Raw genomic sequence first — 15,190 nt, 5'->3', positions numbered from 1 at the left:
TTGGTGTCAGGCCAGCGGCACGGCCTCTATCATCGCCAGCACCTGTTCGACCGCGCCGCGCCCGGCGTCGCCGGTAGGTACCAGCCTATGCGCCACGGTTTGCGGCAGTATGGCTTGCACGTCGTCCGGTGCCACGTAGTCGCGCCCGCTCAACAGCGCCTGCGCCTTGGCCGCGCGCACGATGGCAATGCCGGCGCGTGGGCTCAGGCCTTGCACAAACCAGCGGCCCGAGCGTGTGGCCGCCAGCAGGTCTTGCACATACTCCAGCAGCGGTGCACCCGTGTGGATCTTCAGCACCTGTTGCTGCAACTGCTGCAGCTCGGCCAGGGTCAGCAGCGGGTCCAGTGTTTCCACCCGCTCGCGCGGGTCTTGCCCGGCAAGCAACACACGCTCGGCTGCGCGGTCGGGGTAGCCCAGCGAGATGCGCATCAGAAAACGGTCGAGCTGCGATTCGGGCAGTGGAAAGGTGCCCAACTGGTCGGTCGGGTTTTGTGTGGCAATCACAAAAAACGGCGTGGGCAGCGGACGCGTGGCGCCTTCCACCGTCACCTGCTTTTCTTCCATGGCCTCGAGCAGCGCGCTCTGGGTGCGCGGGCTGGCGCGGTTGATCTCATCTGCCAACAAAATCTGCGCAAACACCGGGCCGGGGTGGAACACAAAGGCTTCGCGCCCGCGCTCGAATACCGAGACGCCGGTGAGGTCGCTGGGCATCAGGTCGGCGGTGAACTGCACGCGCGAGAATTGCAGCCCGAAGCTGCGCGCCAGGGCGTGGGCCAGGGTGGTTTTGCCGACGCCGGGCACGTCTTCAATCAGCAGGTGGCCACCCGCGAGCAGGCAGGCGACGCAGTCTCGAACTTGGTCGGATTTGCCGACGATCACCGTGTTAAGCTGATCGAGTAACGACGTCAATTTCTGTTGTGCAAGCATATTGGCAGGACGTTACCGCAATTTACCGCCCTTCGGCTTTTAACCATGCCCAAAACCGGATACTTCACCCACCCTTCTTGTCGTCAACACGAGATGGGCGACGGGCACCCGGAATGCCCCGAACGCCTGGGCGCCATCGACGACCGGCTGCTTATTTGCGGCGTGGCCGATGCGTTGGAGCACATCACCGCACCGGCTGCCACGCTGGCGCAAATCGAGCGCGCCCATGGCGCAGGCTACGTGGCCCGGCTGCAGGCCATGAGTGCGCAACTGGCCAGCGAAATCGCCGCCGGTGGCCCCAAACATGCGGCGCTAGACCCCGACACCTATATCAACACCCACACCTGGCAAGCCGCGCTGCATGCAGCGGGTGCGGCCGTGGCGGCGGTGGACGGCGTCATGTCCGGCGCGCTGGAAAACGCCTTCTGTTCCGTGCGTCCGCCGGGCCACCACGCCTGCCGCGACAAGGCCATGGGCTTTTGCTTCTTCAACAACGTGGCGATAGCGGCGCACCATGCGCTGGCCCAGCACGGGTTGAAGCGTGTGGCCATCGTCGACTTCGATGTGCACCACGGCAACGGCACCGAAGACATCGTGGCCGGCGACGAGCGCATCTTGATGGTTGGCATGTACCAGCATCCGTTCTACCCCGAAGGCTCGGCCTTGAACGCCAGCAATCTGCTCAACGTGCCCGTGCCCGCGTACACCAAAGGCATGGAGGTGCGCGAGATCATGGAGATGATGTGGCTGCCGCGCCTGGAAGAATTTGCACCCGAGCTGCTCATCGTCAGCGCCGGCTTTGATGCCCACCGTGAAGACGACATGGGCCAACTGGGTTTGGTCGAGGCCGACTACACCTGGATCACCTGGCGCCTGAAAGCCCTGGCCGACGCCTATGCCAAAGGCCGCATCGTCAGTTGCCTGGAGGGTGGCTACAACCTAAGCGCCTTGGGTCGCAGTGTGGAAGCGCACTTGCGTGTGCTGGCCGACGTTTAGCGCATTCGCCTGGGGCGGCAGTTGCGGCCCGTATCCATTCCCCTTGTAGAAGACTGAAAGAAGGATGCCCACGATGGCAAGTTTGAGCCTGCCAACCATGCATGACAGCAACCGCATCGTCACGCTTGACGACTGGGCGCGTGCGCTGAGCCAACCCACGGCCTTGGCGGAATTAGCCGTGGTGCTGGTCTGTGCGGCCTTGGCCTATGGCGTGGTGGCCGCGCTGCGCCGCAGCGCGGGTGGTGCACACGAAGAGTCCATCACGTTTGGCCGCCGCTTGATTGACGGTGTGCTGTTTCCCCTGGCTTGGCTGTTGTTTGCGTTTGTGGCGCAGGAGTTGACGGCCAAGTGGATGCCGCTGGCGCTGTTCAAGATTGCGCTGCCGGTGTTGATTTCGCTGGCAGTGATACGTGTGGGGGTGAAGGTACTGCAGGTGGCGTTCAAAAACACGCCGCTGGTGCGCATGCTGGAGCGCACCATTTCATGGCTGGCCTGGCTGGCCATGGTGTTGTGGGTGAGTGGCTTGTTGCCTGTGTTGCTGGATGAGCTGGATCAGATCAAATGGAAGATCGGCAGCGCCACGCTATCGGTGCGTACCATGCTGGAGGGCGCGCTCACGGCTGGGCTGGTGATGATTGTCACGCTGTGGATCTCGGCGGCGATTGAGACGCGCCTGTTGAAGAACGCCACGGGCAGCGAGTTGTCACTGCGCAAAGCGGTGAGCAATGCCACACGCGCGCTGATGGTGTTTGTGGGCGTGCTGCTGGCGCTGTCTACCGTGGGCATAGACCTCACCGCCTTGTCGGTGCTGGGCGGGGCCATAGGCGTGGGCATTGGTTTTGGCCTGCAGAAGCTGGCGTCCAACTATGTCAGCGGCTTTGTCATCCTGGCCGAGCGCAGCATGCGTATAGGCGACTTCGTGCAGGTTGACGGTTTTGCCGGGCGCATCACCGACATCAATGCGCGCTACACCGTGGTCACGGCGCCCAACGGTATTGAATCCATCGTGCCCAACGAGTTGCTGATCACCCAGCGGGTGGAGAACTGGTCGTTGAACAACCGCAACATCAACCAATCCACGGTGGTGTCCGTGGGTTATGACAGTGACGCAGACCAGGTCGCCGCACTGCTGCTGCAAACGGTGCAGCAAATGCCGCGTGTCTTGAAAGACCCGGGCCCGGGCGTGTCGCTCAGCGCGTTCGGCGCCGACGGACTGGAGTTTCGCGTGTCCTATTGGTTTAACGACCCGGAAAACGGGCAGGGCAATTTACGCTCCGAAATCAATATGGCGATCTTGCGGGTGCTGCGTGCGCACAATGTGGACATTCCGTATCCGCAGCGTGTGTTGCATGTACGCGCGGCCTCTGCGGCGGCGGTGGTGGCCGGCTCAACGGGCGATGTGAGCGAAGTGCATTGAATCGGGTGGCAAAGAATCGGTGTGTTCGGCACGCCTGTCCTCATGCTCACGACTTATGGACAGATGCTCAACGGCGCAGCCTGATGCCCCGGGCATCGCTGACTGCGGGGCAAGGGTGTGCCGCAGCTGTCCGGTTGGCGATAGAAAAGATTGCCCCGGCCCGTTCGCCCCCTATAATCGTCGTTAGAAAAGAACGATCGTGCTTTTTTGTGGCGGTGTGCAAACCAAGGCCGCCAGACTAGGCCCGGCGTTTGCCACGTGCTCACAGGGCCGCCAAATCGGCCGGGCATAAAATCCGCGATGGAAACTCGCTGTTCAATCATCAATAACTCTGTGGAGCCGAATTCATGAAGGTCCTGGTAGCCGTGAAGCGTGTGGTCGACTACAACGTCAAAGTGCGTGTGAAGTCCGACAACACGGGGGTAGACATCGCCAACGTCAAAATGAGCATGAACCCCTTCGACGAGATCGCCGTTGAAGAAGCCGTACGGCTCAAGGAAAAGGGCGTGGTCACCGAAGTGATCGCCGTTTCCTGTGGCGTGACCCAATGCCAGGAAACCCTGCGCACCGCCATGGCCATAGGTGCCGACCGCGCCATCCTGGTGGAAAGCAATGAAGACCTGCAGCCCCTGGCCGTGGCCAAGCTGCTCAAGGCATTGGTTGAAAAAGAACAACCTGGCCTGGTCATCCTGGGCAAACAAGCCATCGACGACGATAGCAACCAGACCGGCCAGATGTTGGCCGCACTGGCCGATCTGCCGCAAGCCACCTTCGCCAGCAAGGTGGAAGTGGCCGACGGCAAAGCCACCGTCACGCGTGAAGTCGACGGCGGCCTGGAAACCGTGTCCTTCAGCCTGCCGGCCGTGGTCACCACCGACCTGCGTCTGAACGAGCCGCGTTATGTCACGCTGCCCAACATCATGAAGGCCAAGAAGAAGCAACTCGACATCGTCAAGCCTGAAGATCTGGGTGTTGATGTGGCCCCGCGCCTGAAGACGCTGAAGGTCAGCGAACCACCGAAGCGCAGCGCCGGTATCAAGGTGCCTGACGTTGCTACCCTCGTTGCCAAACTCAAAACCGAAGCGAAAGTTATCTAACACCCCCAGTCTGCGCGCACTGCGTGTCGCTTCGCCAACCCCCTTGCAGGGGGCAACACCAGTGGCCTGGCAAAGCCAGTTCCACGGTGTTCCCGATAGAGGCAGGCCCGCCAACAGTGTCTCGCTAACTTGTTAAAGGACTTAGGAAAGACATCATGACTGCTCTCGTAATTGCTGAACACGACAACGCGTCCATCAAGGGCGCAACCCTGAACACCGTGACCGCCGCTGCCCAGTGCGGTGGTGACGTGCACGTGCTGGTGGCCGGCGCCAATGCCGCTGCCGCCGCTGCCGCTGCCGCGCAAATCGCTGGTGTGACCAAGGTGCTGCACGCCGATGCCGCTGGCTTTGAACACGGCCTGGCCGAAAACGTGGCCGCCCAGGTGTTGGCTGTGGCGTCAAGCTACAGCCACATCGTGTTCCCCGCCACTGCCTCGGGCAAGAACATCGCCCCACGCGTGGCCGCCAAGCTCGACGTGGCGCAAATCTCCGACGTCATCAAGGTTGACAGCGCCGACACCTTCGAGCGCCCCATCTACGCTGGTAACGCTATCGCCACCGTGCAAAGCGCCGACGCCACCAAGGTGTTGACCGTGCGCACCACCGGCTTTGACCCTGCGGCTGCCACCGGTGGTTCTGCCGCCGTGGAAACCGTGGCCGCTGTGGGCGATACCGGCAAGTCCACCTTTGTGGGTGCTGAGATCGCCAAGAACGACCGCCCCGAACTCACCGCCGCGAAGATCATCGTCTCCGGTGGCCGTGCGCTGGGCAGCGCCGAGAAGTTCAACGAAGTGATGACGCCGCTGGCCGACAAGCTGGGCGCCGCACTCGGTGCTTCGCGCGCCGCAGTGGACGCTGGCTACGCACCGAACGATTGGCAAGTGGGCCAGACCGGCAAGATCGTCGCGCCGCAGCTGTACATCGCCGCCGGTATTTCGGGTGCGATCCAGCACTTGGCCGGCATGAAGGACAGCAAGGTCATCGTGGCCATCAACAAAGACCCTGAAGCGCCTATCTTCAGCGTGGCCGATTACGGCCTCGAGGCGGATCTGTTCACCGCCGTACCCGAGCTGGTGGCCGCGCTTTAAGCCAAGCTAGCGGAAGAAAGGCATCGCGTGCGGTGCCTTTTTTTTGACCGCTTGCGCTGATTCTTCGTTTTTTGCGCCAGTTTTCCGTCTATTTCATCTCGCTTCCCCAGCTTTCAGGAGACAAACCCATGAGCTACACCGCCCCCCTCAAAGACATGTTGTTCAACATCCAGCACTTGGCGAACATCGAACAGGTGGCGCAGATGCCGGGGTTTGAAGACGCAGGTTTGGATACCGCCCAAGCGGTGCTGGAAGAGGCGGCCAAGTTCACTGGCGGCGTGTTGGCTCCCTTGAACTTTGAGGGCGACAAAAATCCATCGAGCTGGAAAGACGGCGTGGTCACCACCACGCCCGGCTTCAAGGCCGCGTTCAAGCAGTTTTCCGAAGGCGGTTGGCAAGGTCTGCAACACCCGGTGGACTTTGGCGGCCAGGGCCTGCCCAAGACCATTGGCGCGGCCTGTATTGAAATGACCAATAGCGCCAACCTGAGCTTTGCACTGTGCCCTCTGCTGAGCGACGGCGCGATCGAAGCCCTGTTGACGGCTGGCTCTGACGAACTCAAAGCGACCTATCTGGAAAAGCTGGTGAGCGGCGAATGGACCGGCACCATGAACCTGACCGAACCCCAAGCCGGCAGCGACCTGGCCATGGTGCGTAGCCGTGCCGAACCGCAGGCCGACGGCAGCTACAAGGTCTTTGGCACCAAGATCTTCATCACCTACGGTGAGCATGACATGGCCGAGAACATCGTCCATCTGGTGCTGGCGCGTGTGGCCGGTGCGCCCGAAGGCGTGAAGGGCATCAGCCTGTTTGTGGTGCCCAAGTTCATGGTCAACGCCGACGGCTCGCTGGGCGCACGCAACGACGTGCACTGCGTCAGCATAGAACACAAGATGGGTATCAAGGCCTCGCCCACGGCCGTGCTGCAGTACGGCGACCATGGCGGCGCCGTGGGCTACATCGTCGGTGAAGAAAACCGAGGCCTGGAATACATGTTCATCATGATGAACGCTGCGCGCTATGCCGTGGGCATGCAGGGCATTGCCGTGGCCGAGCGCTCGTACCAGCAAGCCGTGCAGTTCGCCAAGGACCGCGTGCAAAGCCGGCCGGTGGATGGCTCCATCGCGGCCAGCGCACCCATCATCCATCACCCTGATGTGAAGCGTATGCTGATGACCATGCGCGCCTACACCGAAGGCTGCCGTGCCATGGCCAGCGTGGCAGCCGCGGCCTATGACGCCTCGCACCACCACACGGACGCCGAGGTGCGCAAACAGAATCAGGCGTTCTACGAATTCATGGTGCCGCTGGTCAAGGGCTACAGCACCGAGATGAGCCTGGAGGTCACCTCGCTGGGGGTGCAAGTACATGGCGGCATGGGTTTCATCGAAGAAACCGGCGCGGCACAACACTACCGCGACGCGAAGATCCTGACCATCTACGAAGGCACGACCGCCATTCAGGCCAACGACCTGGTGGGCCGCAAGACGGCACGTGATGGCGGCCAGAACGCCAAGGCGATTGCCGCCCAGATCGAGAAAACCGAAGCCGCCTTGCGTGAGCAAGGCGGGGCGAATGCCGTGGCCGTGGCGAATCGTCTGTGCACGGCGCGCCAGGCCTTCCTGGAAGTGGTGGACTTCATGGTGGCGAATGGCCGCAGCAACCCCAATGCCGCCTATGCGGGCAGCGTGCCTTACCTGATGCTGGCGGGTAATCTGGTGGCCGGTTGGCAGTTGGCGCGTGCGCTGTTGGTGGCGGAAGAGTTGACGGTCAAGGGTGAAGACCTGCCCTTCATGCAGGCCAAGATCAGCACCGCACGCTTTTATGCAGACCACTTGCTGAGCAAGGCGCCAGCGGTGCGCGACAGCATTGTGTTTGGCGCCGAGAGTGTGACGGCGCTGGCGCTGGACGCTTTCTGATCGCCGGCTGAGTTGCTATTGAAATCGAAGCTGCCTGCGCTTATGTGACAAGCACCAGAGGCTTGTTGGACTTATAAAGCAAAGAACATCAACAGGAGACCAAATGTCGAAATTGCCTGCCGCGCTGAGCGGACTGTCCCTTCCCGTGATCGGCTCGCCACTGTTCATCGTCAGCAACCCCAAGCTGGTCATTGCGCAATGCCAGGCCGGCATCGTCGGTTCCATGCCGGCACTGAATGCACGCCCGGCAGCGCAACTGGAAGACTGGCTGGCCGAGATCACCGAAACCCTGGCGGCCTACAACAAGGCCAACCCCGACAAGCCGGCTGCGCCTTTCGCCATCAACCAGATCGTGCACAAGTCGAACGAGCGGCTGGAGCATGACATGGAAATGTGTGTGAAGTACAAGGTGCCGATTCTCATCACCTCGCTGGGCGCACGTGAAGATGTGAACGCCGCCGCCCACAGCTATGGCGGCGTGGTGTTGCACGACATCATCAACAACAAGTTTGCACGCAAGGCGATTGAGAAGGGCGCCGATGGCCTGATCGCCGTGGCCGCCGGTGCGGGTGGCCATGCGGGTGTGAAGAGCCCGTTTGCGCTGATCCAGGAAATTCGCCAGTGGTTTGATGGCCCTGTGGCCTTGAGCGGCGCCATTGCCAGCGGTGGTGCGGTGCTGGCCGCCCTGGCCATGGGCGCAGACTTTGCCTACATAGGCTCGGCGTTTATCGCAACCGTTGAAGCGCGCGCCAGCGACGCCTACAAACAAGCCATCGTCGACGGCAACTCCGACGACATCGTCTACAGCAACCTGTTCACCGGCGTACACGGCAACTATCTGGCTCCATCTATCCGCGCCGCCGGCCTGGATCCCGAGCACCTGCCCGAGAGCGACCCGACCAAGATGAACTTTGGTGGCGATGCAGCCAAGGCCTGGAAAGACATTTGGGGTTGCGGGCAAGGCATTGGCGCAATCGATAAAATCCAGAGTGCTGGCGAACTGGTCGCCCAGTTACGCCGACAATACGAAGAAGCGCGCGCCCGCTTGCTGGGCTGATTTTCCAAGCTGTTGGTGAATCGGCGGGGCGCTTCGGCGCCCCCTTCGTTTTCCGGTTACTTCTTTTATTTTTTCCCGTTGGGTCGCTTCGTGCGTTGTTTCGTTCGCGTCTCTGGGGAGTGTGCTGCGGCACGCTTTTTTGTGTGAGTCGTGTTTGTATGCAGCGTGTTGCGAACCGTGTGCCCTTGTTTGATGTGGTCAAGGGCCTGGCCTGTTGTCTGATTGTGTGGCATCACCTGGCGTTTTACGGGCCGATGTCCGACGTCGCCTATGCCCTGGTGCCCAAGCTGATGCAGTGGCTCTACGACTACGGTCGTATGGCCGTACAGGTGTTTTTGGTTCTTGGCGGCTACCTTGCGGCCGCCAGTCTGGCGCCCAATGGGCAGGTGCGCGCGGAGGCACCGCTGGCGCAAATTGGCCGCCGTTATTTCCGTCTGGTATTGCCTTATCTGGCCGCCTTGGCCGTGTGTGTGCTGGTGTCGGCCGGCATTCGCGCCTGGGCACAAGGTCCGGTCGCGCCCGCCGTGCCTGGCTCGCCCGATGTGCCGCAGCTGATCGCGCACGTGCTGTTGATGCAGGACACCTTGGGGTATGAAGCATTGTCGGCCGGGGTATGGTACGTGGCGATCGACTTTCAGTTGTTCGTCTTGGCTGTTGGCATGCTGGCGTTGACGCGCTGGCTGCTGACACTGCGCCCGCACACCGCGCTGGCGGCCTATGCCGCACCGGCTGCGACGCTGGTGTTGACCGTGGCTTCGTTATTCTGGTTCAACCTCGAGACCGAACTCGACACCACTGGCCTGTACTTCATGGGCGCTTATGGCATGGGCATGTTGGCTTACTGGAGCAGCCAGTGGGCCCGTCCCAGCCGTGGGTTATGGTTGCTCGCGGTTCTGGGAACACTTGCGCTCTGGCTGGATTTTCGCGGCCGCATTTTGGTGGCCTTGCTGACCGCCCTGGCGCTTGGCGGCGTTGGCATGATGCCCGCGCTGCGCCAGTGGAATGGCTTGCGACCCTTGCAACGCTTGGGACAGATGTCGTATTCTGTGTTCTTGATTCACTTCTCGGTTTGCCTGCTGGTGAACCAAGGCGTGAGCGCCATCTGGCCCGAACTGCCGTGGCACAACCTGGCAGGCATGGGGCTGGCGTTTGTGCTGTCCCTGTTGTGTGGCCGTGGCTTGTTTGTGCTGGTGGAGCAGCGCAGCCATAAACTTCAAGCGTCGTCGTGGCACATGCCCGCCGGGGGCTTGCTGGCCGCGTCAGTGCTGTTTGCGGCGGCGCAAGCGCTGCCCTGATCAGCGCGCAGGAAACCGCACACCCGGGGTGCCAGGCTGCCACGCCGGAAGCTTGTGCATCACTGCTGCCAGCAACTCGGACGTTTCCCATTGCTGAAGCCAAAGCGCCAGGTGTGGCCAGGGCTGGGCGGCAAACCATTCGGGCTCGACGTGGGCGAACTGGCGCACAAACGGGGCGATGGCCATATCGGCCAGTGCCGCATCGGCACCAAACAAGTAGGGCGTAGCCGCGAGACGAGGCTCCAGCAGCGCCAACAACAGCTCGGCGGCGGCCGTGCGGTGCTGGCCGGCGAACTGGGCGAGACTGCAGGCGCCGACCTCGTTCGTATACCGCTGGGGGTACTTGTAGCGGTCCAGGTGGTGCTTGAATGGGCCATCCACCTCGGTGATCAACTGCTCCATTTGCGCCAGTGTGCCAAGGCTGGGCGATAACCAGTTGTGTGCATCGTTCTGTGCCAATGCCCAACGCATGATGTCCAGGCTTTGCTCCAACACCTGCCCGCTGGGCTGCACCAGTACTGGCACCGTTCCCTTTGGCGAAGCGGCCAGCATTTCTGCTGGCTTGTGGCGCAACACCACCTCGCGCAACTCAACACCCTGGCCACTGGCGGCCAACGCCAGGCGCGCGCGCATGGCATAGGGGCAGCGGCGAAAGGAGTAGAACACCGGCAAGGATGCGGTGGCGGCTGCGGGTTGAACTGCTGCGTCGCTGGCCTCGGCTGGTGCTTTGTGGTGTGAGGCCAGGCGTGCGCCCAGGTGCGTTTGCTGGCGTGCTTCGGCCAGAGTCATTTGGCGTTCACGTTCACGCAGCGCTTGTAGTTCCGCCTCGCTGCGGCTGCCGTGGCAATGGGCGCAACTCACGCCGCGCTCAAATAGCGGCGAGGCGCGGTCGTGTTCACTCAAGGGATATCGACAGGAGCGGCAAAGTGAATAGTCGCCCGGCTTGAGTTCATGGCCTACGGAAACCCTTTCATCGAAGACAAAACATTGGCCCTGCCAAAGGCTCTCGCTCTCGGGCACAGTCTCCAGATACTTGAGAATGCCGCCCTCGAGGTGATAGACCTCATCAAACCCCTGGGCCTTCAGCAGCGCCGTGGATTTTTCGCAGCGAATGCCGCCGGTGCAAAACATGGCGACCTTGGGTTTTCCGGCAAGCGGGGCACCGGGTGCGGAGGCTTTTTCAACCCAGTCGGGTAGCTCGGTAAAGCTACTTGTATGCGGATTCAGGGCGCCGCGAAAGCTGCCAATCGCCACCTCGTAGTCGTTGCGGGTGTCCACCAGCACCACGGACGGGTCGGCCAGCAGGGCATTCCAATCTTCGGGTTTGACGTAGTGGCCCGCTTGTTTGGTGGGGCTGATGTCGGGGCGGCCCATGGTCACGATCTCGCGTTTAAGTCGCACCTTCATGCGGTAAAACGGTTGTTTTTCGGCCCAACCCTCTTTGTGTTCGAGGTTTGCGAGCCGGCTATCGGCACGCAGCCAGGCGAGCACGGCGCGTACGCCAGGTGCTGGGCCGGCAATGGTCCCGTTGACGCCTTCCTGCGCCAGCAGAATATTGCCGACCACGCGATGGGCCTCGCACTCGGCCAGTAAGGGCGTGCGCAGGTCTTGGAAATCGGCAAGTTCGGCGAACTTGTAGAACGCGGCAGTCAGGAATTCGGTCATGGAAGCCGAAGTTTAAGGCGGCGGGCAGTGCGACTGTTCGGATAATCCTGTCGAAAATTTTTACATATTCACTAAATATGGACCGATTGCCGTGGCCTTTTAAGATATTTGTTTATATGAATCATTGTGTTATGCGTACTTATGGTTCTCGGCATAGAATATGCTTTGTTAAGTCAGAGCTCGGCTTTTCTCTGGCTCATTGGAGGCTGTAAGGGGCTCCACATTGGCGAATTGCCCACCATAAAGTTGCGATCCATGAGGCCTGCTATGAATGACACGAACCAAGATTTGACCCCAGAGAACATCGCTGCGTCTACCGACAAGCCCGTGGTGAAATCTCCGTCGCGTCGTCGGCTCATCAAGTTGGGAACAGCAGGTGTGCCAGTGGTTGCAACATTGGCCAGCAGCCCCGCCATGGCCTGGCACTGCCGCACGGCATCGGCCTGGGGTTCGAACATGACCGCCAACCTGACGGCCAGCCAAAAGGCAAACCCTGCGCATGACGGTGTGGTGGACGAGTGCTGGGCCATCAGCAACTGGTGCAACAACGTTGCGCGCAGCGATACCGGAATCTCTTCCAAGCCATGGGATGCCCTCAAAGCGAAGTGCAGCAACCTGTACAACAACGTGCCCGCGAAGGATCCGATCACCAAGAAGACGATTGCCAGCAGTGACAAATACAAATACGTCACTGTCGACTCCCTGGTGGCTGCTTGCGCTATCGTCAAGCCGAACGGCTGCAGTGGTTCCTCCAAGGTAGTGGATGTGCTGAACAATTCTGGTGACGACTTTTCTCGTTGCATCATCGTGGCGCAATTGAACTATTTGTTCCCGACCAATGCCAACAAGATCCAGTGGTGCGCAAAGGACGCCACGGGTCAAAATCAGTTGCCAAAAATGGCTACAGGTAGCTACCAGCCCAACGGCTTGGGTACGCCATGGCCGAAATCCAAGATCGTCACTTATCTGCGCAATAACTACATGTCGATCTGATTTTCGGTTTCAAAGCGTCATGCAAGTGATATGGTCAACGGCTGCTTTGCAGCCGTTGTTGTTTAAGCTGTGGGAGCACGACGAGCAAATCGTCGTCTTCAATCCCAGTGCCGGTGATACCCATCTGGTCGACGAATTCGGTATGGCGTTGCTTCGCTCCCTGGAAGCATCGCCGCAAACACTTGCTGCTTTGACTTCTGCGCTTGCGGAGTTCTTCGAAGACCACAATGCTGACAAAATCGCGGACTACATCGACGCCACGTTGCGCCGCTTTCAATATGTTGGTCTTGTGATTCCTGCATTGCATTGAAAATATCTGACTTTTCTCTAGGCGCGCTGGCGCAGCAACTGCGCCGTGGCGACTTGTTGATCGATCTGGGGCCGCTGGTGGCGCGGTTGAAGTCGAATGTGCCGCACCTGCCCCGCGACATCGCTTGTATGTACGCAGATTTCAGTGTCTGCCCCACTGACAGCTTTGCCGACTTCCACGTCGAAATTGATTGTCAGCGGCAATTACAAAGTGGCTTCAAGCGGCAGGCCATCTTTTATGTGGATGGCCGCCGTTTTTTTGTGCCGCTGACCCTGGGTCAGGCATTTGCGGGGCTGGAGTGGGGCATGAACTGGTGTGTGACCTCCAGTAGCCACCAGTACTTGATCATCCATGCCGCTGTGATCGAGAAAAACGGCCACGCTGCTTTGTTGCCGGCTCCGCCCGGCTCGGGCAAAAGCACGCTGTGTGCGGGCTTGGTCATGCGTGGATGGCGCTTGTTGTCGGACGAACTGGCTCTGTACGACATGGCCACCGGCCTGGTCCACGGCATGGCTAGGCCCATCAACCTGAAGAACAAATCGATAGACGTGGTGCGCGCGTTTGCGCCTGAAGCGCGCATGACCGAACCCGTGCCCAACACCACCAAGGGCACGGTTGCTTTGCTGGCGCCGCCGACCGAGAGCGTGTTGCGCCACCGCGAGCCCGTGCGTCCACGCTGGATTGTGTTGCCGCGCTACGTGGCGGGCGCCGAGCCTAGGCTTGAGCCGCACAGTAGCGCACAAACCTTTTTGCTGCTGGCAGAGCAATCGTTCAACTACCACATCCACGGCCAACGCGGCTTTGAAGCGGTGGGCCGTCTGATCGACAGCACGCAATGTTTGCAGTTCAGCTACAGCCGCTTGGATGACGCGCAGCGTGTTTTTGATGCGCTGGCAGAAGAGTCAGCGGCATGAAGTTATCTCAAGGCCTGATCACCCGAGCGCTGCTGGAGCCCACAAGCGTTCAATCGCTCACAGAGCCGCAATGGGATCTGCTGGTGCGCCAGGGCAACCGCGCCAATCTGCTGGCGAAACTGGCCTACGTACTTGATCACGCGGGATTGCTGCCGGGCATACCCGTCAAACCGCGCCACCACCTTGTTGCCGCACGCTGTTTGTCCGAGCGTCAGGCGCACTCGGTGATATGGGAAGTGCATTGCCTGCGTCGCGAGATGGCTGACGCAGAGGTGCGCACGGTGCTGCTCAAAGGTGCGGCGTACGTGGTGGCAGGCCTGCCTGCGGCGACGGGGCGCACTTTCTCGGACATCGACATCCTGGTGCCCAAAGACAAGCTGGAAGCCGTGGAGATGGAGTTGGGCGTTTTTGGTTGGCGTGGCACCCACCATGATGTCTACGACCAGCGTTATTACCGCCAATGGATGCACGAAATTCCGCCGCTGCGCCACGCCCGGCGCGGCACGGCACTGGACGTGCACCACACCATTCTGCCGGAGACCGCGCGCGTCAAAGTCAATACGCCGGCGTTGATGCAAGGCATAGTGCCTGCGCCCGGCATGCCGCAGTTTTATCTGCTGCAGCCCTGGGACATGTTGCTGCACAGTGCCACCCACCTGTTTCATGAAGGTGACTTTGGCAGCGGGTTGCGCGATCTGTTTGATCTGGACGCCTTGCTGCGGCACTTTGCCCAAGAGCCGGATTTTTGGAGCGGCCTGGTGCCGCGAGCCGAGGTTTTGGGCCTGACACGGCCACTTTTTTACGCCTTGCGCTACACCGCAATGTTGCTTGGCACGCCGATCCCGCCTGAGGTTGAGGCCGCTGCCCGTGTGGGGCGCCCGGCTGCGTGGACCCTGGCCTGTATGGATGCTTGCTACACACGTGTACTGCGCCCACAACACGCCAGCGTGGACAGTGTTGATTGTGGCTTGGCGCGCTTTGCGCTGTACGTGCGTTCCCATTGGATCCGCATGCCGGCGTGGCTGCTTGCCTACCACTTGGGGCGCAAGGCGTTTGTGCGCCCTAAACCACCCGAGGCCGAAAAGGTCAAGGACAACGACGAAGCCGCTTAGCCTGGCCACACGACGCAAATTGCGTTTGGTGAAAAGGTGTTTGTTATGCCTGCGGAGTGAAAAGCCTTGGTGCAGGGCTCACTAAAAATGGCCGCCGGTTCACCGCCCCAAGCGGTCAAGGCCGGCGATGACCAGGGTGGCCGCAGGTCGCGGCTGCGCTAAGTCATCAAGACCGATCCTCCATCGAATCCTGTCATCACTGATGCGCCAGTCCAATTCCAGCGGTTGGATGAGAACCAACTGGAGGTGACCTGGCTGGACAAGCTCATCTTTTGAGCCTTGGCTTATCCGTCGTTTCGACCTGTTCCATTGCGTGGTGACGGGGCTTTGGCCGGGCATGTTGGGCACCTTGAAAAACGAACGCTGACCCGCAGGCATTGGTTCATTGTTTGGGGCTTGG

Annotated in this window: 13 protein-coding genes; 11 read left to right on the top strand and 2 right to left on the bottom strand. The window is 60.8% G+C overall.

Translation table 11 applies throughout. The features are described from left to right. Positions 1 to 6: 6 nt before the first annotated feature. Positions 7 to 927, bottom strand: coding sequence for an AAA family ATPase (locus ACFQ95_RS10170; protein ID WP_422830741.1), 921 nt, complete (start codon positions 925 to 927; stop codon positions 7 to 9). Positions 928 to 972: 45 nt separating this feature from the next. On the opposite strand from ACFQ95_RS10170, the gene ACFQ95_RS10165 reads away from it, so the two are divergent. The 7 genes from ACFQ95_RS10165 to ACFQ95_RS10135 all read left to right on the top strand — a co-directional run bounded on the left by ACFQ95_RS10165 (position 973) and on the right by ACFQ95_RS10135 (position 9,796). Then, on the top strand, positions 973 to 1,923 hold the full coding sequence (locus ACFQ95_RS10165; protein WP_422830740.1) for a histone deacetylase family protein: 951 nt from the start codon (positions 973 to 975) through the stop codon (positions 1,921 to 1,923). A 73-nt stretch (positions 1,924 to 1,996) separates the two neighbouring features. Then, complete coding sequence (locus tag ACFQ95_RS10160; protein WP_422830739.1) at positions 1,997 to 3,340, top strand: mechanosensitive ion channel family protein; 1,344 nt, start codon at positions 1,997 to 1,999, stop codon at positions 3,338 to 3,340. A gap of 347 nt (positions 3,341 to 3,687) precedes the next feature. Beyond that, positions 3,688 to 4,437 (top strand): electron transfer flavoprotein subunit beta/FixA family protein, encoded by a 750-nt coding sequence (locus ACFQ95_RS10155; protein ID WP_422830738.1) that lies wholly within the window; start codon positions 3,688 to 3,690, stop codon positions 4,435 to 4,437. 155 nt (positions 4,438 to 4,592) lie between these two features. Beyond that, entirely contained in the window at positions 4,593 to 5,525 is a 933-nt protein-coding gene (locus tag ACFQ95_RS10150) for an electron transfer flavoprotein subunit alpha/FixB family protein (protein WP_422830737.1), read from the top strand. Positions 5,526 to 5,653: 128 nt separating this feature from the next. Then, a complete protein-coding gene (locus ACFQ95_RS10145) occupies positions 5,654 to 7,444 on the top strand; it encodes an acyl-CoA dehydrogenase (protein ID WP_422830736.1) in 1,791 nt (596 codons plus the stop codon). A 103-nt stretch (positions 7,445 to 7,547) separates the two neighbouring features. Continuing rightward, a complete protein-coding gene (locus ACFQ95_RS10140) occupies positions 7,548 to 8,501 on the top strand; it encodes an NAD(P)H-dependent flavin oxidoreductase (protein ID WP_422830735.1) in 954 nt (317 codons plus the stop codon). Between the two features lie 158 nt (positions 8,502 to 8,659). Further along, on the top strand, positions 8,660 to 9,796 hold the full coding sequence (locus ACFQ95_RS10135; RefSeq protein WP_422830734.1) for an acyltransferase family protein: 1,137 nt from the start codon (positions 8,660 to 8,662) through the stop codon (positions 9,794 to 9,796). Here the strand turns inward: ACFQ95_RS10135 and ACFQ95_RS10130 are convergent, their stop codons facing one another. After that, entirely contained in the window at positions 9,797 to 11,461 is a 1,665-nt protein-coding gene (locus ACFQ95_RS10130) for a rhodanese-related sulfurtransferase (RefSeq protein WP_422830733.1), read from the bottom strand. 267 nt (positions 11,462 to 11,728) lie between these two features. Between ACFQ95_RS10130 and ACFQ95_RS10125 the strand changes: the two genes are divergently transcribed. Genes ACFQ95_RS10125 through ACFQ95_RS10110 form a run of 4 tightly spaced genes read left to right on the top strand, consistent with a single transcriptional unit; the run spans position 11,729 to position 14,790 of the window. After that, positions 11,729 to 12,454, top strand: coding sequence for a hypothetical protein (locus ACFQ95_RS10125; protein WP_422830732.1), 726 nt, complete (start codon positions 11,729 to 11,731; stop codon positions 12,452 to 12,454). Between the two features lie 19 nt (positions 12,455 to 12,473). Then, on the top strand, positions 12,474 to 12,764 hold the full coding sequence (locus ACFQ95_RS10120; RefSeq protein ID WP_422830731.1) for an HPr-rel-A system PqqD family peptide chaperone: 291 nt from the start codon (positions 12,474 to 12,476) through the stop codon (positions 12,762 to 12,764). After that, positions 12,761 to 13,678, top strand: a complete 918-nt coding sequence (locus ACFQ95_RS10115; RefSeq protein WP_422830730.1) for an HprK-related kinase A — start codon at positions 12,761 to 12,763, stop codon at positions 13,676 to 13,678. The genes ACFQ95_RS10120 and ACFQ95_RS10115 overlap by 4 nt, the downstream gene beginning before the upstream one ends. Then, positions 13,675 to 14,790: a nucleotidyltransferase domain-containing protein gene (locus ACFQ95_RS10110; protein WP_422830729.1), complete on the top strand. Its 1,116-nt coding sequence runs from the start codon at positions 13,675 to 13,677 to the stop codon at positions 14,788 to 14,790. Before ACFQ95_RS10115 ends, ACFQ95_RS10110 begins: the two co-directional genes overlap by 4 nt. Positions 14,791 to 15,190 lie beyond the last annotated feature (400 nt).

This window comes from Variovorax sp. HJSM1_2 (assembly GCF_049316285.1).
Classification (GTDB): Bacteria; Pseudomonadota; Gammaproteobacteria; order Burkholderiales; family Burkholderiaceae_C; genus Rhodoferax_B.
This window is presented reverse-complemented; position numbering and strand designations above follow the sequence as displayed.

Coding starts and splice junctions, on each gene's coding strand:
- ACFQ95_RS10170 (WP_422830741.1), bottom strand. CDS start 927: ATGCTTGCACAACAGAAATTGACGTCGTTACTCGATCAGCTTAACACG.
- ACFQ95_RS10165 (WP_422830740.1), top strand. CDS start 973: ATGCCCAAAACCGGATACTTCACCCACCCTTCTTGTCGTCAACACGAG.
- ACFQ95_RS10160 (WP_422830739.1), top strand. CDS start 1,997: ATGGCAAGTTTGAGCCTGCCAACCATGCATGACAGCAACCGCATCGTC.
- ACFQ95_RS10155 (WP_422830738.1), top strand. CDS start 3,688: ATGAAGGTCCTGGTAGCCGTGAAGCGTGTGGTCGACTACAACGTCAAA.
- ACFQ95_RS10150 (WP_422830737.1), top strand. CDS start 4,593: ATGACTGCTCTCGTAATTGCTGAACACGACAACGCGTCCATCAAGGGC.
- ACFQ95_RS10145 (WP_422830736.1), top strand. CDS start 5,654: ATGAGCTACACCGCCCCCCTCAAAGACATGTTGTTCAACATCCAGCAC.
- ACFQ95_RS10140 (WP_422830735.1), top strand. CDS start 7,548: ATGTCGAAATTGCCTGCCGCGCTGAGCGGACTGTCCCTTCCCGTGATC.
- ACFQ95_RS10135 (WP_422830734.1), top strand. CDS start 8,660: ATGCAGCGTGTTGCGAACCGTGTGCCCTTGTTTGATGTGGTCAAGGGC.
- ACFQ95_RS10130 (WP_422830733.1), bottom strand. CDS start 11,461: ATGACCGAATTCCTGACTGCCGCGTTCTACAAGTTCGCCGAACTTGCC.
- ACFQ95_RS10125 (WP_422830732.1), top strand. CDS start 11,729: ATGAATGACACGAACCAAGATTTGACCCCAGAGAACATCGCTGCGTCT.
- ACFQ95_RS10120 (WP_422830731.1), top strand. CDS start 12,474: ATGCAAGTGATATGGTCAACGGCTGCTTTGCAGCCGTTGTTGTTTAAG.
- ACFQ95_RS10110 (WP_422830729.1), top strand. CDS start 13,675: ATGAAGTTATCTCAAGGCCTGATCACCCGAGCGCTGCTGGAGCCCACA.